The following is a 22,541-nucleotide window of genomic DNA, read 5'->3' as shown; positions in this document are numbered from 1 at the left end:
GATCATGCTTAAGCCGTGGCAGCGATCGGCGGCCGCTTGGTCAAGTTGAGCTTCTTGCGGACTTCCTCGGGCCCGAGCACGCGCGCGCCGAGATTGGTGACGATGCTGGCCGCGCGTTCGACGAGCTGCGCGTTTGTCGCCAGCACGCCCTTGTCGAGCCACAGATTGTCCTCCAGGCCGACGCGGACATTGCCGCCGGCAAGCACGGCCGCCGCCGCATAGGCCATCTGGTTGCGGCCGATCGAGAAGGCCGACCAGTTCCAGGTCGAGGGCACGTTGTTGACCATGGCCATGAAAGTGTTGAGGTCGTCCGGCGCACCCCATGGCACGCCCATGCAGAGCTGCACCAGCGCATCCGGGTCGAGCACCTTTTCCTCGACCAGTTGCTTGGCGAACCACAGATGTCCGGTATCGAAGGCCTCGATCTCGGGCTTCACGCCCAGCGCCGTCATCATGCCGCCCATGGCGCGCAGCATGCCCGGCGTGTTGGTCATCACATAGTCGGCCTCGGCGAAATTCATCGTGCCACAATCCAGCGTGCAGATCTCCGGCAGGCACTGGCGCACATGCTCCATGCGGTTGGTGGCGCCTCCCATGTCGGTGCCCTTCTCGTTGAGCGGCAAAGGCGCTTCCGGCGAGCCGAACACCATGTCGCCACCCATGCCGGCGGTGAGGTTCAGCACCACGTCCACGTTCGCCTCGCGGATGCGCTCGGTCACCTCGCGGTAGAGATGCACGTCGCGCCTGGGCTTGCCGGTCTCGGGGTCGCGCACATGGCAGTGGACGATCGCCGCACCCGCCTTGGCGGCCTCGATCGCCGAATCGGCGATCTGCTTGGGCGAGCGCGGCACATGCGGGCTGCGGTCCTGCGTGCCACCGGAGCCGGTCACGGCACAGGTAATGAAGACCTCGCGGTTCATCGCAAGCGGCATTTTGATCCTCCCAGATTCGATCGGCCATGCATGCCACCCAGAAGCGGGAGCCGATAGCGGCACGGCATGCACGGCAATTCAGCAAGAATGCCCGACTTGCTGGAAACTGTTTTGCGTTTTACGAAGCTCTCATGATCAAAAGCGAAAAGCCGACCATCTTTCGGTCCGAGCGCGAGAGGCTCAAGGTTACGCTCCTCGTGTTCTCGGGGTCCTCGATCATGTGCGTGGCTTCGGCGGTCGACCCGCTGCGCGCAGCAAACCGCATCTCAGGCGAGACGCTGTTCGATTTCAAGCTGGTCTCGGTCACCGGCGAGGCGCCGGTGACGACATGCGGCCTCCCCGTGGCCGTCAGCGGCCGTTTCGACGCGGCCGAGGCCACCGACATGCTGGTTGTCGTCGCCGGCTTCGGCACGCAGAACTACGCCACGTCGGCATTGCTCGCGGGCCTGCGCAGGGCAGCGCGCGCTGCCCGCGCCTGCGGCGGCGTCGAGGCCGGCACCTGGCTGGTGGCGCGCGCCGGCCTGCTCGAGGGCCGCAGCGCCACCACGCATTGGGAAGACATGGAGGATTTCTCGACCGCCTTTCCGGGCGTGGACGTGCGGCCGGACCGCTATGTCATCGACGGGCCGGTCTTCACCTCCGGCGGCGCCTCGCCGACCTTCGACCTGATGCTGCATCTCATTCGCACCCGGCTCGGCATGGCCGCCGCGCTCGATGTGGCGAGCGTCTTCATCTACGACCAGGCGCGCGCCGCGACCGACGCGCAGCCGCTGGTCTCGCTCGGCCGGCTCGACGGCTACGATCCGCGGCTTGCGCAGGCAATCCGGCTGATGGAAGCGCATGTCGACCAGCCGCTCACCATTGACGCCGTGGCAAAACGCGCCGGCGTCACGGCAAGAACGCTGGAAAGCATTTTTCGCAAGTCGATCGGCGAGACGCCCGGCGCCTATTATCTGAGGCTGCGCCTCAGCGCCGCCCGGCGGCTCGTGGTCGATACGCGCATCGCCATGGCCGACATTGCCGGGCGTACGGGCTTTTCCTCCGCCGCAGCATTTTCCAGGGCATTTTCAAGAGCTTTCGGCGAGGCGCCGGTCAGGCTGCGGCGCGGTTGAGAATCCAGTCTGTTGCGGCGGCGAGGTCATCGACCACTGCCGTCGGAGCCGGATCGTATCGCGTCTCGTCCTTGGGTCGGTACTTGCCGGTTCGCACGAGCAGCGCCGCGCCGAGCCCGGCGCTGAGCGCGCCGGCGACATCGCTCTCCGCGTCGTCGCCGACCATGACCGCATCGGCGGCCGGGCAGTTCAAATCGGCAAGCGCCGAATGGAAGAAATCCGCCGACGGCTTGCCGAGCACGACGGGGCTTCGGCCACTGGCGAATTCGAGGGCCGCAACGAAGGCGCCGGCGTCGAGGCTGAGCTGGCCGTCCGCATCCTTGAAGGTGCGGTTGGTGGCCAAAGCCACAAAATCGGCGCCGGCGGATAACGCGCGGAAAGCACGGTTGAGACTGGCGTAGCCGAACGCCTCGCCGGCATCGCCCACGACAACCGCCTTGCCGCTTCCTCCCTCCAGGCCCGAAAACTCTGCTTCGAGATCGGGATGGATGAGCAGATGCGGCTCGCGGCCATGCCTGCGCAACCATTCGATCGCAGCGCGCGCCGGCGTCAGCAATTCTTCATCCGCAACTTCGATGCCCATGGCGGCAAGTTGCGCGACGATCTTGCTGCGCGGCGAGCGTGTCGTGTTGCTGACAAAGCGGAGCGGCAGGCCGGCCTTGCGCAAACGCCCGACCGCGGTCACAGCTCCTGCGATCGGGGTATCGCCATCATAGACGACACCCACAAGGTCAAGCAGCACCGCGCGTATCATCGGTGCAGGATGGAGAAGCCACCTCTTTTCGTCAAATCACGGGAATTGTCAGGCGGCGTCGCGGCCCTCGCCGACGATGCGCGTGCGCATGCTCTTGGCCAGCGCCGTTTCCAACCGCGCGGCGACCGCGCGGTCCCATTCATTTGTCTTGCGACCGCCCTCTTTCGAATGGGGCAAGGCCATCAGCCGGTCGATGATCGATCCGGTTTCACCGGACGAAAGCAGGGCGTCGATCTCGCGTTCGTGCTGCATATCGGTTCGCCTCCTTCTTCTTCACCCGCCACAGGAGCCACGTTTATACGAGTTCCGTGACGGCTGTTTGAAGGCAAGAGCGGGGCGATTGAGGGGCGGCTCGGGGCAAAACCTTGTCGTGAAGTTCTGCCCCGCGCGAATGCTATACGCTCGGGCATTCCGCCTGAGCGATCAGACGTAGCGGTTGACGATGTTCTCCAGCAGTTCCTGCCGGCCGGAGCGCGGCTGCGGCTCGATCTTCTCCTTCAAGACGCGCTCGGCGATCTCCTCCAGCGTGCGCTCGCCCGAAAGCATCGCCTTGCCTTCGGCGGTGTTCCAGCCGGCATAGCGCTCGGCGAGCGGGCCGGACAGCGCCTTGTCCTCGATCATCTTGGCCGCCGCCTTGAGGCCGCGTGCGCAGGCATCCATGCCGCCGATATGGCCGATCAGGAGGTCGTCCGGGTCGAGCGACTGGCGCCTGAGCTTGGCGTCGAAATTGGTGCCGCCGGTCTTGAAGCCGCCGCCTTGCAGCACCTGGTAATAGGCAAGCGCCATTTCCGGCACGTTGTTGGGGAACTGGTCGGTGTCCCAGCCCGACTGGTAGTCGTTGCGGTTCATGTCGATCGAACCGAAGATTCCAAGCGCATTCGCCAAAGCCAGCTCGTGCTCGAAGGAATGGCCGGCCAGGATCGCGTGGCCCTGCTCGATGTTGAGCTTTACTTCCTTCTCCAGCCCGAAGCGCTTGAGGAAGCCGTAGACGGTGGCGACGTCGTAGTCGTACTGGTGCTTCGTCGGCTCCTGCGGCTTCGGCTCGATCAGGATCGTGCCCGTGAAGCCGATCTTGTGCTTGTAGTCGACGACGAGGTTGAGGAAGCGGCCGGCCTGCTCCTGCTCGCGGGCAAGGTCGGTGTTGAGCAAGGTCTCATAGCCCTCGCGGCCGCCCCACAGCACATAGTTCTCGCCCTTGAGCTTCTTGGTAACGTCGATACATTTCTTCACCGTCGCCGCCGCATAGGCGAACACATCCGGATCGGGATTAGTGGCCGCGCCCGACATGAAGCGCCGGTGCGAGAAAAGGTTCGCCGTGCCCCAGAGCAGCTTGACGCCGGTCTGTTTCATCTTGTCGGCGAAATAGTCGGTGATCTCGTCGAGGCGCGCGGCACTCTCCGAAAAATCCTTGCCTTCCGGGCGCACGTCTGCGTCGTGGAAGCAGAAATAGGGCGCGCCAAGCAGCGAGAACATCTCGAAGGCGACGTCGGCCTTGAGCTTGGCCAGTTCCATCGTGTCGACGCCGCCCGGCTTGGCAAACCAGGGCCGGTCGAAGGTCTGGCCGCCGAACGGGTCGCCGCCCGGCCATGCGAAGGAATGCCAATAGGCGACGGCGAAGCGCAGATGGTCTTCCAGCCTCTTGCCGGCCACCACCTCATCGGGGTTGTAGTAGCGGTAGGCCAGCGGATTGGTCGAATCCGGCCCTTCATATTTGATTGTCTTGATGTCGCCGAAAAATCCGCTGCTCATGGTTTCCTTCCTCTCCGAGATGGTTTCCCGATTACCTCAGGCGTAATTGGTTTCACTCTTTTGCCGGGCGAAAAGCGTCATGTCGAAACGATCCAACGAAGGAACATGACAATGACCGACCTCAACACGATCGCCCGTAACTACATCGCCGCCTGGAATGAGAGCGATGCGGCCCGCCGCAAGGGGCTGCTCGACGCGGCGTTCACCAAGGATGTCAGCTATCGCGACCCGGTCATGCAAGGCGATGGCCATGACGGCATCGCCGCGCTGATCGACGGCGTGCAACAGCGCTTCGTCGGCTTCCGCTTCTCCCTGAAGGGTGAGCCGGACGGTTTCGCGGACAAGATCCGCTTCTCGTGGAATCTTGGGCCGGAAGGCACGGAATCCGTCATCGAAGGCACCGACATCGGCGTCATCGAGAACGGCCGCCTGAAGAGCGTCACCGGGTTTTTGGACAAGGTGCCGGCGCAGTGAGGCTAATTGCGGAGGGGCGGTGCGATGCACCCCCCTCTGCCCTGCCGGGCATCTCCCCCGCAAGGGGGGAGATTGGCAGCTCCGGCGCTGCCGCGCTTTTTTCAATGCTGGCGATTGGCGAAGGTCCGCGTGACAGTCAATCTCCCCCCTTGCGGGGGAGATGGCCGGCAGGCCAGAGGGGGGGGCCTCGCGCATAGTCACGCAGTTATCGCTCTTATCGCCGGATACAGCGCCCGATATCTCTGATAAGCATCAGCAAAAGCGCCACCCAGCCCAGCATCCGGCTCGATCGTCGCATCCGTGGCCGGCGCAGTGCAGACGGCAAGCGGATCGGCGCCGGTCGCGGCGATCAGGCCGAGCCGCGCCGCACCAAACGCCGCGCCGAAATCGCCGTCGGTCGGAATATCGACCGGAACCTGCAGCGCGGTGGCGATCGCCTTCAGCCAATAGCGCGAGCGCGAGCCGCCGCCGATCGCGGTCACCCGGCTCAGCGTGGTGCCGGCCGTCTTCAGCGCCTCGAGACTGTCGCGGAAGGCGAAGGCGACGCCCTCGAGCACCGCCTGCGTCAGCACGGCCCGGCTCGATTGATGCGCCAGCCCGATGAACGAGCCGCGGATGGCGGAATCATTGTGCGGCGTGCGCTCGCCCGAGAGATAGGGCAGGAAGGTAACGCCCGTCGGTGCCTTTAGCGTATCGCCGAGTTCGCCGGTCAGGTCGCCGGCGCTCTTTGCCGTGATCTCCGACAGCCAGTTGAGCGAATCGGTGGCCGAAAGGATCACGCCCATCTGGTGCCAGGTGTCGGGCAGCGCATGGCAGAATGTGTGGACCGCGCTTTCCGGATTGGGCAGATAGGAGGCGTTCGCCGCAAACAGCACGCCCGACGTGCCGAGCGACACGAAGGCATGCCCGGCGCCGACCGTGCCCATGCCGCAGGCCGAGGCCGCGTTGTCGCCGGCGCCGCCGGCAATCGTGACGCCCGTCGCGATCCCCCATTTCGAAGCGAGCTCGTTCCGCAAGGCGCCGGCCTTGGCAGTGCCTTCGACCAGCGAGGGCATGTGCTTTTCGTCGAGCGATGTCGCCGCCAGCAATTCGGGTGCCCAGCGGCGCTTGCCGACATCGAGCCACGAGGTGCCGGCCGAATCCGACATTTCCGAAACATGCTCGCCGGTCAGCCAGAGCCGCAGGTAATCCTTTGGCAGCAGCACCTTGGCCACCTTGGCGAAGATTGCCGGCTCGTTGTTCTTCACCCAGGCAAGCTTCGGCGCGGTGAAGCCCGGGAAGACGATGTTGCCGGTGAGCTTGCGGAAGCGCGGATCGGCATCGAGCGCCGCCGCCTCGACATGGCTGCGCGTGTCGTTCCACAGGATGCAGGGGCGCAGCACCTTGTCCGAGGCATCGAGCAGGGTGGCGCCATGCATCTGGCCGGAAAGGCCGATGCCTTTGACCGCGGCAAGCTCCTTCAGGTGCGAAGCCTTGAGCTCGGCAATCGCCGTCTCGCAGGCTTCGATCCAATGCGCTGGATCCTGCTCCGACCAACCCGGATGCGGCCGCGAAACGTCGAGCGAGCCATGGCCGGAGCCGATGACCTTCTGGCTGTCGTCGATCAGCAGCGCCTTGACGCCCGAAGTGCCCAGGTCGAGGCCGAGATACATGATTTCCTCCCATTGCCGTTAATTTTTTCGGATCCCGAAAAAATCTGGCTTGGCCAGTTTTTAGGACAAGATCCGCTCCGGGTCAATTCTCTGACAAATCGGCGGCGCGACGCGAGAACAGCGCCGACAGCGGGCTGTCGGACCTGGCGAGCTGCCGTTCGGCCGTCAGCGCCCGCGCGAGCGCCGTATCGCCGGCGCGCAACGCGGCCTCGATCAGCGTCAGGTCGATCACGTCGCGCTGCGCATGGCTGCCGCCGAAACGATGCGCGATCGAGCGGATCGGCCGGATCAGGCGCGCGGCCTCGTCATATTTGCCTTCGCCGAAAGCCTTGATCGCAAGCGTCAGCGGATGGCCGACATCGCGCGTGAAGACGGCGTTGTCATCCTCGCCGCGCATCGCTTCGCGTTGCGCCTCGAGCAGCGTCTTGGCCGGCGCCTCCAGGCCTGCGCCGACAAAGGCCATCATCGCATGCGCGTCGTTGAAGGCATAATTGCCGGCGGCGGCTTTTGGCATCCAGTTGCCGGCAAGCGCCGCCCAGCGGTCGCCGACATCGACGCCGCCCAGTGCGAGGCGCCACAGGATCGCCGAGGCATCGACCATGTTGAGCGCCAATGTCGAGCGGTCGCCATAGATCGGCCCGTCATAGAGCTTGAGCACCTCGTCGGTTTCGCCGAGATCGTAATGGAACAGCGCCAGATGCCACCAATTGTGGATCTGGAGAAAACTCTCCTTGGTCCATGCATCTGGATTGGCGCGCATCCAGGCGATGCCGTCTCGTTGCCGGCTTTGCATTTCCATGACATGCGCGACCGCATGCTGCGCCCAGCCGTCGCGCGGTTCGATCTCCACAGCCTGCCGGCCGAAGGATTCGGCGCGGCCATAATCGCCCATCTCCTCCAGCCCGAAGGCCTGCATGCCGAGAATGGCGTGGCAGCCCGGCATGCCTTTCTGCCAGGCCGGCAGCGCCCTGCCGATGCGGTCGCGCAGCATGCGCGCATTGCCGGTGAAGAAATCGATCTGATGCCCGACCTGCAGCGCCAGCGCATCGCGCGGAGTGTCGATCGCGATGTCTTCGAGGATGCGCGCGGCTTCATGCCAGCGGCCATTGGCGAGATGCCCAAGCGCCGCAACATGCGCCCGTTCGCGCGTGGTGCCGGCGAGCGGCAGCGCCGCCATGTGGCATGATCGCGCGACGGCCATTGCGTCCCGCTCGGTGGCGAGGCCGAACAGATAGCCCTTGAAAACATGCGCCATGACGAAGGCCGGATCATCGGCGATGGCGCGGTCGATGGAGCCGACCGGGTCGCCGATGAAGCATTGCAATTCATGCACGGCGCGGGCGTAGGACGAAAACCCGGCTTCGGTCACACCGGAATAGGTAAGACCGAATGCGTCCTTCATAGCGTCAGTTGGCCGACCGCATCGCCACCGTGGCGATGCCGGCGCCGACCAGCAGCGTGCCGCCGGTGCGGTTGAAGATGCGGATCGCCTTCGGGTTGCGCACGATCGCCCGGGCCCTGGATGCGACCAGCGCGTAGCCGAAGGCGTTGGCGAAGGCCAAGGTCAGGAAGGTCGTCTCGAAGATCAGCATCTGCGTCCAGAAATCGGCATGCCGGTCGAGGAACTGCGGCAGGAAGGCGACGAAGAAGGTGATGCTCTTCGGGTTGAGCGCCGTCACCAGCCAGGCATGCGCCATCATCCTTACTGCCGAGACCGCGTCGGTGCGGGGTTCCGCCTTCAGCGCGCCGCCGGCGCGGAACAGTTTTATGCCGAGATAAATCAGATAGCCGGCGCCGATCACCTTGAGCATGGTGAACACCGTTGCCGAAGCCGCGAGCAGCGCGCCGATGCCCAGCATCGACAGCGTCATGGCGGTGAAGTCGCCCAGCGCGACGCCGCCCGCCATCGGCAACGCGGTGCGCCAGCCCTGGCCCAGCGCGTAGGAGACGACCAGGAGGATCGTCGGGCCAGGAATGACAAGAAGGATGGAAGAGGCGGCGGCGAAGGCAGCCCAGTTTTCGAAGGACATTTCCCTGCTCCTTGAGCGCAAAGAAAAGGATAAATCCTGGGGCCGGGGAGAATGTAAAGGGGCTGTCGGAAAAATCTTCAGCGCCCGGACCGGCGGCTCATCTACCGCCATAACGATCCGTTAGGGTTAAGCCCGGCACGGGCTCTTTCACCCTTTTTCAACGATGAATGGCGAAAATGCCTGCGATCCGGCCGGACCCCCGCCGGCAGCGTAGGGTTTGTGCATGCGCGAGTTGCCGCAACGTCTGACGCCGCCTTCCAACGGCGCCGCAATGGATACCGAAATTCAGCTTTCCCGCCGCGCCGTGCTTTCCGGCGCGGGCGCCATGGCGCTGCTCGGCCTGGCCGGCTGCAGCACCACCGACACGCTCGACCTGCCGCAAATGCAGCTCGACAACACCGTCACCGGTTCCGTGCCTCCCATGCGTCCGGCGATCAGCGTCGACAAGAACATCACCGGCCCGGACGTCATGTATGCCTCGCTCACCGACGGCGGCTTCCAGGTGCCGGAGGTGCCGTGGCAGAAGGTCAAGCCGCAGTTCCGCCGCCAGATCGTCGTCGACAAGACCGGCGAGGCGCCCGGCACCATCGTCGTCCACTTGCAGGAGCGCATGCTCTATCTCGTCCAGCCGGGCGGCGACGCCATCCGCTACGGCGTCGGCATCGGCAAGGACGGCTTCCGCTGGTCGGGCCGCGCCAACATCCAGTACGGCCGCGAATGGCCGGTGTGGACGCCGCCGCCGGAAATGATCCAGCGCAAGCCCGAACTGGTGAAATGGCAAGGCGGCCAGCCCGGCGGCCTCACCAATCCGCTGGGCGCCCGGGCGCTCTACATCTACCAGAACGGCAAGGACACCGGCTACCGCATCCACGGCTCGCCCGAATGGTGGAGCATCGGCCAGGCGATGTCGTCGGGCTGCGTGCGCCTGATCAACCAGGACATCATCGACCTCTACAGCCGCGTTTCCAAGAAGAACCCGGTCGTCGTGGTCTGATCTTTCCAGGCGACCTGTCTGGCCGCCATTTCGAGATCCCGTTTCTTCCGTTGCGCGATGCCGCAAGACAGGCGAAGGTGCCGTGAAAACCTTCGCCTCGGGAGAGAAAACATGGCTGGAACCTTCGTCATCGCGCAGGGCGGCGGCCCGACCGCCGTCATCAACCAGACGGTCGTCGGCGCCACGCTGGAAATCCGCAAGCGTCATCCAGGCGCCAAGGTGCTGGGCTCGCTCCATGGCGTGCGCGGCATCCGCGACGGCAATTATGTCGATCTCTCCGCCATCCCCGAGGACAGGTTGCGGCTGATTGCCGGCACGCCGAGCGCCGCCCTCGGCTCGACCCGCGATAAGCCGGACGCCGCCTATTGCGAGGTCATCCTCAACGGCCTGAAAAAGGCCGGCGCCGACGCCTTCATCTATATTGGCGGCAACGACACGTCGGGCACGCAGCAGATCCTGACCGATGCCGCCGGCGGCTCGATCGCCTTCGTGCATGCGCCGAAGACCATCGACAACGACCTCGAGGAGAACGACCACACGCCGGGCTTCATCTCGGCGGCCGAATTCGTCGCCGGCGCCTTCCTCTCCGTCGACCTCGATTTCCGCGCGCTGCCCGGCATCTATGTCGGCATCGTCATGGGCCGGCACGCCGGCTTCCTTACCGCCGCCGCGGCCGCCTGGCAGCTCGATCCCGACAGCGGCCCGCATCTGATCTATGTGCCGGAGCGCGCGTTCTCGGCGAAGCGCTTCATCGATGAGGTGCGCGAAAAGCTGGACCACCACAAGCGCTGCATCGTCGCCGTCTCGGAAGGCGTCAGCACCGCCGACGGCAAGGCTCTCGTCGAAAGCCTGGTGCCGCCGGAAAAGCTCGAGCGCGACCAGCATGGCAATGTCAAACTGTCGGGCAGCGACCTGCCGGCGGCGCTCGAACGGGCCCTGGCCGAGGGCCTGCCCGGCAAGCGCGCGCGGGTCGACGCGCTGGGCTATATGCCGCGCGGTTATGTCGGCGCGATCAGCGCTGTCGATGCCAAGGAAGCCTTCGATGCCGGCGCCTTCGCGGTTGCCGTCGCCGGCGAAGGCGGCGGCTCGGTCGCGATCCAGTATGACGGCTCGAAAACGGTGCTGAAGAAGGTGCCGCTGAAGGCGGTGGCCGGCAAGACGCGCCACATGCCCGACGATTTCATGAAACCGGACGCCAACCAGCTGTCGGAAGCCGGCATGGCCTATCTGAAGCGGCTGGTGCCGGAAAAATACAAGGTCGGCAAGCCCTTCGTCTGATGGGCGGCGGCCCGATGCCCGAGCTTGCGGTCGGCGACTGGTTCGGCAAGGCGAAAGTCGATGCCGGCACGACGATGCTGACCGAACCCTTCGTGCATGATTTCGTGCGCGCCAACATGTGGCATTTGAAGGGCCGCGACGCCGATCTGCTGGTCGATACCGGCATGGGCATCCGTCCGCTGGCGCCTGAGATCGACACGCCGCCCGGCAAGCCGCTCATCGTCGTCGCCACGCACATCCATCTCGACCATGTCGGCTCGCTGCATGAATTCCCGCTGCGCCTGGGCCCGAAGATGAGCGCGCCGCGGTTCGACGCCATGAATGATGCCGTCACCTACGCGTACATGTTCCACAATCTCGACGGCGCCGTCTCGAAACTGCCGGCGCCGGACTGGAAGGCGGCCGATTACCGGATTCCCTCGGCACCGCTGACGCGTGCGCTCGACGAAGGCGACATCGTCGATCTCGGCGACCGCAAATTCCGTGTGCTGTATCTGCCTGGACACTCGCCGGATTCGATCGCGCTTTTCGACGAGGCCGATGGCCTCTTCCTCGCCGGCGATGCCATCTATGACGGCATGCTGATCGACGATCTGCCGGATTCGGACCGCACGGCCTATTGCCGCACCATGCGGCGCCTGCTCGACCTGCCGATCCGCATCGGCCATGGCGGCCATGGCCCGAGTTTTACCGGCCAGCGAATGCGTGAGATCGCCTCCGCTTATCTGCATCGGAGAGAGCGGTTCGTAAGCGCTCTCTGAATTAAATCTTCGTAAGGTCATCCAAAGGCCCTGATTCAGGCCATTCCGCACCCTAAATCCTGATTGTCGATCCGGCCGGCTGCCATGCAAGGCGAGGCAGGCAATCCCGGTCGCCGACACGCCAACGGATGCGTGCTTCGAGACACATCCGGGGTGCCCGATCAACCTCTCGCCCGGACAGAAACGACCATGTCACCCATGAACATTCTTCGCAGACATCGCGTCGCGGCCCTGTTGGGCGCTGCGCTGATCATTTCTCCCGTTATTGGTTCCTTTGCCGAGAGCACGAACAACGCCGGATTGAGCAACGCCGTCGCCAGCACGCAAACTCCCGCCGCCGGCGTTACCGCGCCTAACGGCTCCTTCGCTCCCATCGTTGCCACCACAAAGCCGGCAGTCGTAACAGTCACGACAATGATGAAGGGCCAGCCGGACGCCATGAGCGAGGGTTCGCCCTTCGACGGCAACTCGCCTTTCGACGACTATTTCCGGCAATTCTTCGGCGACCAGGGCATGCCGATGCCCAAGACGCCCCCTCAGCGGGCACCACGTAGCGAGGCGCTCGGCTCCGGCTTCATCGTCAGCGCGGATGGCACAATCGTAACCAACAACCATGTCATCGACGGCGCCAGCTCGATCAAGGTGACGCTCGACGACGGCACCGAGCTTCCGGCCAAGCTTGTCGGCCACGATGCGAAGCATGACCTGGCTGTGCTCAAGATCAAGGCAGACAAGCCGTTGCCGACCGTCAAGTGGGGCGATTCCAGCAAGCTGATGACCGGCGACCAGGTGCTGGCGATCGGCAACCCATTCGGCATCGGCACCACGGTTACCGCCGGCATCGTGTCGGCGCGCGGCCGCGATCTCCATAGCGGGCCGTTCGACGATTTCATTCAGATCGACGCGCCGATCAATCACGGCAATTCGGGCGGTCCGCTGGTCGACATCCATGGCAATGTGATTGGCATCAACACCGCCATCTACTCGCCCAATGGCGGCAGCGTCGGCGTCGGCTTCGCCATCCCGTCGGATCAGGCCCAGAAAGTCGTGGCCAAGCTGATGAAGGGCGGCGACATCGAATACGGCTATCTCGGTGTGCAGATCCAGCCGGTCACTCCGGATGTTGCCGGCGCCATCGGCCTCGACCATCCTGCCGGAGCCTTGGTTTCGTCGGTCACGCCGGGCTCGCCGGCGGCCAAGGCGGGCATTGAAGTCGGGGATGTGATCACCGGCTTTGGCGGCCAGGAGATCAAGGATCCGAAGGACCTGTCGCGCGCCGTCGCAGATGTCCCGCCCGGCAACAAGGAAACCGTCGACATCTGGCGTAAGGGCAAGGCGGTTCAGGTCTCCGCAGACGTCGGCCGCAACACCGACGAGGTGCAGGCCGCCTCGAATGGCGAAGGCGGCAAGCCGTCAGCGGGCCAGGGCGTGCCGTCGCTCGGCCTCGGGCTGACCGATATCACTCCCGATATCCGGCAGGAGCTCAACCTTGCCGACAACCAGCACGGCGCCGTGATTGAGCGTGTCAATCCGGACAAGGCGGCTTCGGCGGCGGGCCTCCAGCCGGGAGACGTGATCATCGGCGTCGACCAGACGCCCGTAAAGAACGCCAGACAGGCGAACCAGGCGATCGCCGAGGCAGCCAAGTCGGGCAAGAAGTCGGTGCTGCTGCTTGTCGATCGCGGCGACCAGCAGATCTTCGTCGCAGTGCCTTTCGCGGCCGGCTGACGACGTCGTGGCGACCTGCCTGTTGCAAGGCGGGTCGCCAAGATTCTTGTTGCCCCTAGAGGCATATTCGAGAACACTGCCCGCATCGTTCCGCCGGTGCAGGAGACGTCCCGATGGTCACGCGCGGCTTCTTTTCCGGACGGCGTCCTCCTTCCGACACCGACCAGCGCATTCCGCCCGGCCAGTATCTGGAACAGGGTTTCCCGGTCCTCTCGGCAGGGCCGACGCCGCGCGTGCGCACCGAGGATTGGTCCTTCACGCTCAAGCAGGGGCCAAAGCCGATCAAGAAATGGAACTGGGCCGAATTCAACGCCCTGCCGCAAAGCAAGATGACGCGCGACATCCATTGCGTGACGGCCTGGACCAAGTTCAACACGCCCTGGCAGGGCGTGATGATCGACGACATCCTCGCCGATGCCGGCATCGAGCCGCCGACGGCCTACACGCTGGCGCTGTCGTTTGACGGCTATTCCACCAATGTGCCGACCAAGGACCTCATCACCGGCAAGGCGATGGTGGCGCTGCTTTACGAAGGCAAGCCGATCACGCCTGATCATGGCGGGCCGGCCCGGCTTCTGGTGCCGCATCTCTATTTCTGGAAATCGGCCAAATGGGTGAACGGGCTGCAGTTCACCGAGCGCGACGAGCCGGGCTTCTGGGAGCTGCGCGGCTATCACATGTATGGCGACCCCTGGCGCGAGCAGCGCTATTCCAGTGACCCGTGAGGGGCGATTTGTGAGCAGCAATCGATGAGTGCCGAGCCGTCGCCGCAATCGCCCTGGCAGGCAGCCACGATCACCCGCATCGAAAAGCGCACGCCACGCGTCACCAGCTTCTGGTTCCAGCCGTCGCGGCCCTTCGCCCATCTGGCCGGACAGCATGTCGACGTCCGGCTGACGGCGCCGGACGGCTATCAGGCGCGCCGCTCCTATTCTATTGCCTCGGCGCCGGGTGCCGTCGTCGAGCTCGCGATCGAGCGGCTCGACGACGGCGAGGTCTCGCCCTTCTTCCACGATGTCGCTGCCGTCGGCGACGAGATCGAGCTGCGCGGACCGCTGGGGGGCCATTTCATCTGGGAGGAGAGCGACGGCGGGCCGATCCTTCTGGTAGGCGGCGGCTCGGGCGTCGTGCCGCTGATGGCGATGGTGCGCCATCGCACGCTGCGCAACAAAGCGGTGCCCGTTGCGCTGGTGTTCTCGGCCCGGGTTTGGGACGAGGTGATTTTCCGCGACGAGCTGATCGGCCTCGACGATCGTCGTGACGGGTTCGATCTGGTGCTGACGCTGACCCGCGAGCCGGCGAGGCGGCCGCCCGACTATTCCCGGCGCGTCGACGCCCGCATGATGGTGCAGGCCGTCGAGCGCCTGCCGAAGGCACCGAGGCTCGCCTATGTCTGCGGCTCGAACGCCTTCGTCTCGGCCGCCGCTGATGCCCTGATTGGCGCCGGCGTTCCGGCGGGGATTATCCGCACCGAGCGCTATGGAGTTTGACAGAAGCCCGTTGAAATTCGACCGAAAGGTAATACCTTACTTACAATTGGTATTACTGAGGAGCGAAGATGGCCACCACCGTTACGTCAAAAGGACAGGTCACCATTCCAAAACCGGTCCGCGATCTGTTGGGGATCGTCCCGGGAAGCAGGGTCGATTTCCGGCGCGCCGCCGATGGGAGCGTAGTGCTTGCTCGTGTCGACAGAAAGCAAACGGCGAGCCGCTTCGCCAAGTTGCGCGGCCATGCCGGCGAGGGGCTTACGACCGACGCGATCATGGCGCTGACGCGTGGTGAAGCGTGACGCTCATCGACACCAACGTCCTGCTTGACCTTGTTACTGACGATCCAAACTGGGCAGATTGGTCGGTTGCTCAGCTTGAGGCGGCGAGCCTCACCGGACCATTGTTGATCAACGATGCGGTCTATGCCGAGCTCGCCGTACGCTATGCCCGCATCGAGGATCTTGACGCTTTTCTCGATGCGGCCGGTCTTGAAATGGCTCCCATGCCGAGGGCCGCTCTTTTCCTTCCCGGAAAGGTATTTACACAGTACCACCGGTCAGGAGGACAAAAGACTGGTGTTTTGCCGGACTTCTTCATTGGTGCGCACGCTGCGGTCGGCCGTCTTCCACTTCTGACCCGCGATATCGGCCGATATCGAACCTATTTCCCCTCCCTGAAGCTGATTACCCCAGGCTCTTGAGCCGTCCCGGACTGTTGCGCTGATGTCAGCCGGTCGGAGAGAATTTCGCCGAAACGAGCTGGAAAGGCAGCGCGCCGTAGCTGGCGACGGCCTGCTCGTTGTCCCAGACGCGAAACTGGCGTGACGGCCGAGCCTCCAGCACCAGGGCCCGTCCTGTCCCCTCAAGCTTCACCTTGCCGCGAAAGCGCAGCATCCGCTCCCCGCCGGAACGACTGATCGACATCGAGCGCAGCCGGGCCACGTGCCGGTCGCCCGCATTGATCTCCATCTCGATGCGTCGCCTGACCGGCGGGACGACGATGCGAACGATGAGATCGAGCATCACCTCGCTGGCCTCGCCCTGCGGTCCGTCCAGGGGTTGCGAGAGCACAAATGCGGCAGGCTCGCCTATGGCCTTGGTCGTCACGGACTTGCCGCGCCACACGATGTCGGGCTCGGTCTGCTTCAGCCGGCCCTTCTTGCGCTGCAGGCGCAGCTGCTTTGCAAATCCCCGCGACAGCCAGATCAGCGCGCCGAAATCGGTGCGCGGCTTGGCCTGCAGAACCGACGACAGCCGCGCCGCGCCGCGCCGGTCAGCCATGTCCACCACCTTGGCCAGCACGGCCTCCGGCACAGCGATGCCGATCTCCAGCGCAAGATAGGAAAGCGCCACCGCCGCGGCGACGGCGAGACTGCGCCTGGCGATGATATCGAGGAATATGGTCCAGTCGACAGTGCCGCCCTCGATGGCCACGGTGCAATCGACCAGCCAGTCGCTATGCGTATGTGCGTCGAGGCCGCCATGCGCGATGGCGAGCGCGATGCGGTCGGCGGCCGAGGGGACGACTACGCTGACATCGCTGAATTTGGCGGCAATCGCGCGGCGCCAGATGGCGAGGTCGTCCTCGGTGTTCTGCTGCGACCCGTCATAGGCAAGCTGATGCAGGTCGATGTCGCCGTAATTGCCCTTGAAGAAATTCATCGAGCGCAGCGATCCCAGCCGTGCGCGCAGATATTGCGGGGAAACACCGCTGGCGATCTGCCAGCCGCGGTCGCGCAACACATCAAAGGCCGGCTGCATATCGCCCGGCCGCACCAGTATATCGATGTCATGCGCCACGCGCCCGCGCTGCGCGGCGGCATCGAGTGCGATGCGGCTGGCGCCCTTGATCAGCATCACCGTGCAGCCGGCATCGACCATCGCCTTCAGTGCGGGCTCGGCCTCGCGCATGGCCATGCGCGACTTGGTCCACAGCATCTTCTGCAGGCCGACCAGGCGCGGATAAGCGGCGTTGCCGGCAAGCTTGCGTCCGAACCTGTCGGAAATCGCGGCAAGCAACCGGTGTTCCCGGAAGGAGACGTGGTCGATGTCGTTCTCGTTCAGCCAGCCGGCGGCGCAAAGGCGCGCCGCCTCTTCGTCGGGCAGAAGTGCTGCCTTGAGCAACTGGTCGAGCGAGCCGGTCGGCCAGGACCAGCCATAGTCTGGAAAACGCCTGCCGATGCGACGGTTCTTCGCCATCAGCTGGAGCTGGCTTTGCTTTGCGCCCGTCGCAGCATGGCCAGGCGTGCCACTTCCAGGTAACCGCGGTCGCGTGCCGCGTCGCGCCCATAGGACAGGCTCCCCGGCCTGATGCGCCGCAGCGCCAGGACATCAGGCATCATGTCGAGGACAAAACCGCTTTCCCGCGCGCGGGCGATCCAGTCGATCATCTCGCCGCGGCCGCCCGGCGGATCGACCATCGGGCCGACGCTCTCCGCGGTCTCCCGGCGCATCAGCATCGTTGAGCGCGACCAGCCGGGGGTTGCGGTCGGGGCCATCGCGTCGGGCTCTCCGTCGCGGAAGGCGCGCATATGGGTGAAGACCCCGGATACGCCGGGAAGCCGTTCGAGATGGGCAAGCTGCGCCGCGATCTTTCCAGGCAGCCAAAGGTCGTCGGCATCGAGCGTGGCGACGAAGGGCGTCGACAGCGCGGCGATGCCGCGGGTGGTCGCGCTGCCGGGTCCGGCATTGTCCTGGCGCAAAAGCCTGAGCGGCAGGTCGATGCCGCCGATCGCGCCGGCGAGATCGTCGGTCGAGCCGTCGTCGACCACCACGACCAGTTCGGGCCGCAACGTCTGCGCCGCCACCGAGCGCAGCGTCTCCGCGATCGTGGCGCTGGCGTTGTAGGCCGGAATGACGACGCCGTATGCGCTCATCACATGAACTGCCAGTCCGCGAGTTTCTTCAGTTCGAAGATGCCTTCGATCGGCTTGAGCGAAGGGTTGGCCCTGCGCCGCTTCATCGACTTGTAGATCGCGCGCATGAACTCGCGCGACTGGACATCTTGCTGCCTTGTCATGTTGCCGGCGTGCCGCCGGTAATAAAGCGCCAGCGTGTCCGGAAGCGCGCATCGGGGGCCGACCTCGAAGCTGCGCAGCAGGAAGTCCGTATCCTCGGCCTGGACGAAGTCCTCGTCGAAAGCGCCGATCCGGTCGACCAGACGGCGCGAGAAGATCGCCGCCGAGAGATGGATGCCGCGAACCGTGATGCGGTCGCTGTCGCGGGTCGGCTCCAGCGTCTCGTCGTCGATCCTGTCGACAAGCATCATCCTGGAATAGGTGAGCTCGAGAGAGGGATCGCGCCTGAAAAGGTCCAGATCCGCCGCGAAGCGCCCGGCTGGCGAGATGTCGTCCGAATCGAGAAAAGACACCAGTTCCGTCTCCGGCTTGAGCCGGCTGAGCCCGCTGTTGCGCGCCCGGGTCACGCCCATGTTTTCCTGCCGAAACAGCCGGATGCAAGATGCTTCGTCCATCATCGCGCGCACCGCTTGGGCCGAACCGTCGGTCGAGCCGTCATCGATGACGATGATGTCGAGATCGGCGGCGTCGCGCTGCCTGATGAGCGAACGCAATGCCGCAACGACATAGCGCTCGCGGTTGTAGACAGGCATGATCACGCTCAACTTCACCGGGCGCTCCGGACAAGGAAATCCGCAATCGTAGCGGCGATTTCTCCTGGGCGTGACCCAAGTGAAATCCGGTAGCATGGCAGTAGCCGGGTCAGATCGCTGAAGAAGCGAAAACCGCTTTCGCGTTCGCCAGGCATCTGGGCGATGCCGGACGGCGCCAGCGCGATGATGGCATCCTTGCGCGAAATCGGTGCGATCGAACTTGTCTTTCCGCCGCTGACATGTGGCACCAGCAACGCGCAAATGTCCAGACTCTCACCTACTGGCCGGGGCGCGATCTCGTGAATGTGGAAGGCATGCTTGCCTTGCCAGTTGAGCGGGCGGCCGGTTCCCAGCCGCCTTTCCAGCCCGAGCCGGGCGAAACCCGGCGGATCCTGCTTCAGGATCGAAAACAGCGGTCGCGCCGTCACGCCGCCGGAAAGGTCGATCAGCACGTAATCGTCGCCGACGCTGTCCAGCCCGTTGAGCAGTCCTGCTACGACGGTTCCGGATTTTCCCGCACCCCCGGCGCCTGCCAGCAGCACGCCCCTGCCGTCGAGGCCCAGCGTGCCGGCATGGGCAAGGCGCATGCCGCGCGCGGCGTATTCCCAGTGCAGGAAGGCGCGCAGCGGCGACCCCTGCTCCCAAGGCGGAAACGCGTCGGGAGACCGCATCAACTGGACGCCGATCCGTCGGGCGGGATCGTAGACCTGCCAGAAATCCAGATCGTGGTAATGATGGCCGCGCAGCCCTGCCTCGGCAAGTTTCCGGGCAAAGCCGTGCTCGGTGAAATGCGCATCGCCCCAGCTTGCCGGTTCCGGCATGTCGCCGATGCCTGGATGGCCGATGAAGATACGGCATTGGCGGGAGTCCCGCGGATCGCCTTCGGCTTCGATGAAGGCCTGGCCAAGGGCATCTGCGAGCGCGCCGGGATCGAGATGCGCGATCAATTCCAGGCCTGGCAGGCGGACAGCACGCCGGACCGGAAACTGCCCGGCCGCGCCTTCGGCAGCGGCGATGAGAAAGCGGGCATGGCCCGGCAGGGTCTCGAGCGTCACGCGTGGCATGGTCTGCTCCTGCCTGCCTGAACCCTTCGCCGGTCGCTCAGGAAACCTGCTTGACGGCCGGCCAGCCGAGCGGCTCCTCGACTTCATGGATCGGGTCGACGATGATCAAGTCGGCAAGGTCGTCATGGACGCTCACGGTGAGCGGTTCGCTCGCCGCAGCCAGCGCCGCCGGCAAATCGTCGGATGACGGCAGCGGCGTTGCGCTGGAAGGCGCCAGCAGCCCGAACTCGACCAGCTGCGTAATGAATGCCTCGATGGCGGCGGCGTCGATCCTGCCAGCGGCCGATCGGATCAGCGCTTCGGTGCCGACACCCGAGGACAGCGCCTGCCACACTTTGCTGCCGGAATCGGAGAAGCCGAAATACTTGCCGTTGGAGAGGTCGAGCACGACAGCTTCGCCGTCGAAGGATTCGAAAACGATGTCCCGGCTCGCAACGGCGTAGACGTCGGAAAGAGGCATGTTCTTGACCCCCGCTCTGCAATTCCGGCCGGCGGCTGCGCCGGCCGTATCGTTGCCCTGACCCCTGGACACCGCCTGTAAACACTCGATCCTTGCTTGGCAAGGCAGGGCATAACGGCGCCATCTCGACCATTTTGGCGTTCAACTCGCGGTTCGAGCCCCGATTTTGAGCGCCGACAAGCAGGGCGACCGCGACCCTCCCGGCGCGAATGCCCGCTGGCCTGCAGTCTGACCACGATCATGGAGCGGGCCGAATCGGCCTGTGGAACGGGGGTATGTTGGTTAATGGTATCGAAAAGTGACTATTAGGAGATTCTAAAATCGAACTGAACAGTTCGTTTCTGTTGACGGTGCGTGCAGGACGCTGTGAACGTTGGCGCTCCGATACATTTGGTGAGCCAACGGTCAAACACGAATAAGCCATTGATTAAATGCGATAAAAATAGAGTCATAGGCATGCTTATCAAAACTTCAAGATGCGCAATCATGGTCCAGATGGAAAAACTTCGTGATTGGAATCCTGCCCTCGGCTCACCCAAATCAGCGCTGTCCGAACGACGCGATTTCATTCCCAAGACACGCCGCTAGACGGACTGAATAAAGATACTGGAGTAGCAAAAATGAAAAAGATTGTTCTCACTGCCGCAGCCCTTCTGGCAATTTCTGGCAGCGCCTTTGCTGGTAGCGACCATTACAACCCGAATGAAGCCAATCAGGCGGCGGCCAAGGTCGACTCGTCCTACACGGCTGCGGTCCGCCAGTCTGCGCCGGCCACTCAGCAGCCTGCCACAACGGGCGCCGACCACAACCTTTTCGGCAACAACTAACGGTCGACTTGAACCGGCGGCGGGCTCGCCCGCCGCATCGGTCGGACCACAAGATTCAGGAGCACTGAAATGAAGAAGATCGTTCTTGCCACGGCCGCCCTGTTGGCCGTTTCCGGCGCTGCTTTTGCGGGCAGCGACAATTACAACAATAGTGGCGTCAACCAGCCGGCCCCGGCGGTCGATACCACCCCTACGTCGTCGATCGGCACCGACTCGCCTGTCTACAAGCTGCTGAACTCGTCGCGCGACGTGCAGAAGTCGGCGCCTCAGGGTGCCGACCGCGACCACTTCGGCAACCGTTGACAGCCGACTGTGATTTGAAAGAGAGAGCGGCGGGCCAGGCCCGCCGCTCTTTTTTTGCCGGGAAAGCCAGCCTGCCGATAAAGCAATTCCAGGAAAAGTGTAAGCGGTTTTCCGTCCGGAATTGCGTGAAAACAAAGAGATAGAGAGTTTCGCCGTTTCGGTGAAACGGTGAAACTCTAGCGTCAGGCAGCCTTTGCTTCCTCGCGATGCAGCGTGAAGGAATGGCCGTCGGCGTCGAAGATGTGCAGATCGCCGGCGCCGGCGTTGAGCCGCAGCGTCTCGCCGCGCTTGACCTCGACATTGCCCGGCAGCTTGGCAACCAGCGGCAGGTCGGCGCGGCCTATATCGATATAGACGAGCTGAACCTCGCCGAGCTGCTCGATATAGTCGACCTTGCCTTCGAACAGAAAGTCCGCGCCTGTGGCAATCGCGAGATCCTCCGGCCGCACGCCGAAGCTGACCGCCGCGCCATTGGCCGAGGCCGGCGTCGCGATCGGCACCGTCGCCTTGCGGCCGCCGACATGGCTGACCACGGTCGGATTGCCGGCCTTCTCGATCTTTGCCGGCAATATGTTCATGGCCGGTGAGCCGATGAACTGGGCGACGAACAGGTTGCCGGGCCGCTTGTAGAGTTCCATCGGCGTGCCGACCTGCTCGATAACGCCTTCCTTCAAGACCACGATGCGGTCCGCCAGCGTCATCGCCTCGACCTGGTCGTGCGTGACGTAGATCATGGTGGTGTTCGGCATCGATTCCTTGAGCTTGGCGATCTCGATACGGGTGGCGACGCGCAGTGCTGCGTCGAGATTCGACAACGGCTCGTCGAACAGGAACACCTTCGGGTTTCGCACGATGGCGCGGCCGATGGCGACGCGCTGGCGCTGGCCGCCCGACATCGCCTTGGGCAGGCGGTCGAGATATTTGGTCAGTTGCAGGATCTCCGCCGCCTGGCGCACGCGCTTGTCGATCTCGGCCTTGCTTTCCTTGCCGATCTTCATCGAGAAGGCCATGTTGTCGTAAACCGTCATATGCGGATAGAGCGCATAGGACTGGAACACCATGGCGATGCCCCGCTTCGACGGCGGCACGTCGTTCACCACCTCGCCGTCGATCTTCAGCTCGCCCGACGTGATCTCCTCGAGGCCGGCGATCGACCTCAGCAAGGTCGACTTGCCGCAACCCGACGGCCCGACGAAGACGATGAACTCGCCTGATTTGATATCGAGGTCGATGCCGTGGAGAATGTTGAGGTTGCCGTATGATTTCTTCACCTGGTTGAGCGTGACATCGGCCATGTTTTTCTTCTCCCGTTGATCCTGTT

25 protein-coding genes are annotated in these 22,541 nt (G+C 64.3%); 12 read left to right on the top strand and 13 right to left on the bottom strand.

The genetic code is table 11. From position 1 onward, the window contains the following. Positions 1 to 8 precede the first annotated feature (8 nt). Positions 9 to 932, bottom strand: a complete 924-nt coding sequence (locus LB523_RS16180) for a 3-keto-5-aminohexanoate cleavage protein (protein ID WP_224604370.1) — start codon at positions 930 to 932, stop codon at positions 9 to 11. A gap of 131 nt (positions 933 to 1,063) precedes the next feature. Between LB523_RS16180 and LB523_RS16175 the strand changes: the two genes are divergently transcribed. After that, positions 1,064 to 2,044 (top strand): GlxA family transcriptional regulator, encoded by a 981-nt coding sequence (locus LB523_RS16175; RefSeq protein ID WP_224604367.1) that lies wholly within the window; start codon positions 1,064 to 1,066, stop codon positions 2,042 to 2,044. On the opposite strand, the gene LB523_RS16170 is transcribed toward LB523_RS16175, so the two are convergent. The 3 genes from LB523_RS16170 to xylA all read right to left on the bottom strand — a co-directional run bounded on the left by LB523_RS16170 (position 2,025) and on the right by xylA (position 4,547). After that, entirely contained in the window at positions 2,025 to 2,786 is a 762-nt protein-coding gene (locus tag LB523_RS16170) for a TIGR01458 family HAD-type hydrolase (RefSeq protein WP_318011965.1), read from the bottom strand. The genes LB523_RS16175 and LB523_RS16170 overlap by 20 nt on opposite strands. A 60-nt stretch (positions 2,787 to 2,846) precedes the next feature. Beyond that, a complete protein-coding gene (locus LB523_RS16165) occupies positions 2,847 to 3,050 on the bottom strand; it encodes a hypothetical protein (RefSeq protein WP_224531740.1) in 204 nt (67 codons plus the stop codon). Between the two features lie 171 nt (positions 3,051 to 3,221). Then, positions 3,222 to 4,547, bottom strand: a complete 1,326-nt coding sequence (gene xylA / locus LB523_RS16160) for a xylose isomerase (protein WP_224531741.1) — start codon at positions 4,545 to 4,547, stop codon at positions 3,222 to 3,224. 111 nt (positions 4,548 to 4,658) lie between these two features. On the opposite strand from xylA, the gene LB523_RS16155 reads away from it, so the two are divergent. Then, on the top strand, positions 4,659 to 5,021 hold the full coding sequence (locus LB523_RS16155; protein WP_224604363.1) for a nuclear transport factor 2 family protein: 363 nt from the start codon (positions 4,659 to 4,661) through the stop codon (positions 5,019 to 5,021). Between the two features lie 197 nt (positions 5,022 to 5,218). On the opposite strand, the gene xylB is transcribed toward LB523_RS16155, so the two are convergent. From xylB to LB523_RS16140, 3 genes are all read right to left on the bottom strand, one after another. Next, positions 5,219 to 6,673, bottom strand: a complete 1,455-nt coding sequence (xylB, locus tag LB523_RS16150) for a xylulokinase (RefSeq protein ID WP_224604360.1) — start codon at positions 6,671 to 6,673, stop codon at positions 5,219 to 5,221. A gap of 82 nt (positions 6,674 to 6,755) precedes the next feature. Next, positions 6,756 to 8,075, bottom strand: coding sequence for a tetratricopeptide repeat protein (locus LB523_RS16145; RefSeq protein ID WP_224604358.1), 1,320 nt, complete (start codon positions 8,073 to 8,075; stop codon positions 6,756 to 6,758). Positions 8,076 to 8,079: 4 nt separating this feature from the next. Further along, positions 8,080 to 8,703 carry a LysE family translocator gene (locus LB523_RS16140; RefSeq protein WP_224604356.1) on the bottom strand — a complete coding sequence of 208 codons (624 nt, stop codon included), beginning with the start codon at positions 8,701 to 8,703 and terminating at the stop codon, positions 8,080 to 8,082. Positions 8,704 to 8,974: 271 nt separating this feature from the next. Between LB523_RS16140 and LB523_RS16135 the strand changes: the two genes are divergently transcribed. The 8 genes from LB523_RS16135 (at position 8,975) to LB523_RS16100 (ending at position 15,657) form a co-directional block, all read left to right on the top strand. Then, positions 8,975 to 9,697, top strand: a complete 723-nt coding sequence (locus LB523_RS16135; RefSeq protein WP_224604354.1) for a L,D-transpeptidase — start codon at positions 8,975 to 8,977, stop codon at positions 9,695 to 9,697. A gap of 111 nt (positions 9,698 to 9,808) precedes the next feature. Next, the gene (locus tag LB523_RS16130) at positions 9,809 to 10,975 is read left to right on the top strand and encodes a diphosphate--fructose-6-phosphate 1-phosphotransferase (protein ID WP_224604352.1); all 1,167 of its coding nucleotides are present in this window, start codon (positions 9,809 to 9,811) and stop codon (positions 10,973 to 10,975) included. A 14-nt stretch (positions 10,976 to 10,989) separates the two neighbouring features. Then, entirely contained in the window at positions 10,990 to 11,736 is a 747-nt protein-coding gene (locus LB523_RS16125) for an MBL fold metallo-hydrolase (protein ID WP_224604349.1), read from the top strand. 189 nt (positions 11,737 to 11,925) lie between these two features. Beyond that, positions 11,926 to 13,464, top strand: coding sequence for a DegQ family serine endoprotease (locus LB523_RS16120; protein WP_224604346.1), 1,539 nt, complete (start codon positions 11,926 to 11,928; stop codon positions 13,462 to 13,464). A 113-nt stretch (positions 13,465 to 13,577) separates the two neighbouring features. Further along, complete coding sequence (locus LB523_RS16115; RefSeq protein ID WP_224604343.1) at positions 13,578 to 14,189, top strand: sulfite oxidase-like oxidoreductase; 612 nt, start codon at positions 13,578 to 13,580, stop codon at positions 14,187 to 14,189. 24 nt (positions 14,190 to 14,213) lie between these two features. Further along, positions 14,214 to 14,954, top strand: a complete 741-nt coding sequence (locus LB523_RS16110) for a ferredoxin reductase (protein WP_224604341.1) — start codon at positions 14,214 to 14,216, stop codon at positions 14,952 to 14,954. A 68-nt stretch (positions 14,955 to 15,022) separates the two neighbouring features. After that, positions 15,023 to 15,256, top strand: coding sequence for an AbrB/MazE/SpoVT family DNA-binding domain-containing protein (locus LB523_RS16105; protein WP_095768178.1), 234 nt, complete (start codon positions 15,023 to 15,025; stop codon positions 15,254 to 15,256). Further along, positions 15,253 to 15,657 (top strand): type II toxin-antitoxin system VapC family toxin, encoded by a 405-nt coding sequence (locus tag LB523_RS16100; RefSeq protein WP_224604327.1) that lies wholly within the window; start codon positions 15,253 to 15,255, stop codon positions 15,655 to 15,657. Before LB523_RS16105 ends, LB523_RS16100 begins: the two co-directional genes overlap by 4 nt. 25 nt (positions 15,658 to 15,682) lie before the next feature. On the opposite strand, the gene LB523_RS16095 is transcribed toward LB523_RS16100, so the two are convergent. The 5 genes from LB523_RS16095 to LB523_RS16075 are packed head-to-tail and all read right to left on the bottom strand — an operon-like array spanning position 15,683 to position 20,090. After that, entirely contained in the window at positions 15,683 to 17,155 is a 1,473-nt protein-coding gene (locus LB523_RS16095) for a nucleotidyltransferase family protein (protein WP_224604324.1), read from the bottom strand. After that, entirely contained in the window at positions 17,155 to 17,832 is a 678-nt protein-coding gene (locus LB523_RS16090) for a glycosyltransferase family 2 protein (protein WP_224604322.1), read from the bottom strand. Before LB523_RS16090 ends, LB523_RS16095 begins: the two co-directional genes overlap by 1 nt. Then, the gene (locus tag LB523_RS16085) at positions 17,832 to 18,584 is read right to left on the bottom strand and encodes a glycosyltransferase family 2 protein (protein ID WP_224604320.1); all 753 of its coding nucleotides are present in this window, start codon (positions 18,582 to 18,584) and stop codon (positions 17,832 to 17,834) included. Before LB523_RS16085 ends, LB523_RS16090 begins: the two co-directional genes overlap by 1 nt. Continuing rightward, complete coding sequence (locus LB523_RS16080) at positions 18,581 to 19,630, bottom strand: serine kinase (RefSeq protein WP_224604318.1); 1,050 nt, start codon at positions 19,628 to 19,630, stop codon at positions 18,581 to 18,583. The genes LB523_RS16085 and LB523_RS16080 overlap by 4 nt, the downstream gene beginning before the upstream one ends. A 37-nt stretch (positions 19,631 to 19,667) precedes the next feature. Further along, entirely contained in the window at positions 19,668 to 20,090 is a 423-nt protein-coding gene (locus LB523_RS16075) for a PqqD family protein (RefSeq protein WP_224531766.1), read from the bottom strand. Positions 20,091 to 20,710: 620 nt separating this feature from the next. Between LB523_RS16075 and LB523_RS16070 the strand changes: the two genes are divergently transcribed. After that, complete coding sequence (locus LB523_RS16070; protein ID WP_095768185.1) at positions 20,711 to 20,917, top strand: DUF680 domain-containing protein; 207 nt, start codon at positions 20,711 to 20,713, stop codon at positions 20,915 to 20,917. Positions 20,918 to 20,986: 69 nt separating this feature from the next. After that, positions 20,987 to 21,220 (top strand): DUF680 domain-containing protein, encoded by a 234-nt coding sequence (locus LB523_RS16065; RefSeq protein WP_095768186.1) that lies wholly within the window; start codon positions 20,987 to 20,989, stop codon positions 21,218 to 21,220. Between the two features lie 182 nt (positions 21,221 to 21,402). Here the strand turns inward: LB523_RS16065 and LB523_RS16060 are convergent, their stop codons facing one another. Next, complete coding sequence (locus tag LB523_RS16060; RefSeq protein WP_095768187.1) at positions 21,403 to 22,515, bottom strand: ABC transporter ATP-binding protein; 1,113 nt, start codon at positions 22,513 to 22,515, stop codon at positions 21,403 to 21,405. Positions 22,516 to 22,541 lie beyond the last annotated feature (26 nt).

The sequence above is a fragment of the Mesorhizobium sp. ESP-6-4 genome (genome assembly GCF_020164735.1).
Lineage (GTDB): Bacteria > Pseudomonadota > Alphaproteobacteria > Rhizobiales > Rhizobiaceae > Mesorhizobium.
This window is presented reverse-complemented; position numbering and strand designations above follow the sequence as displayed.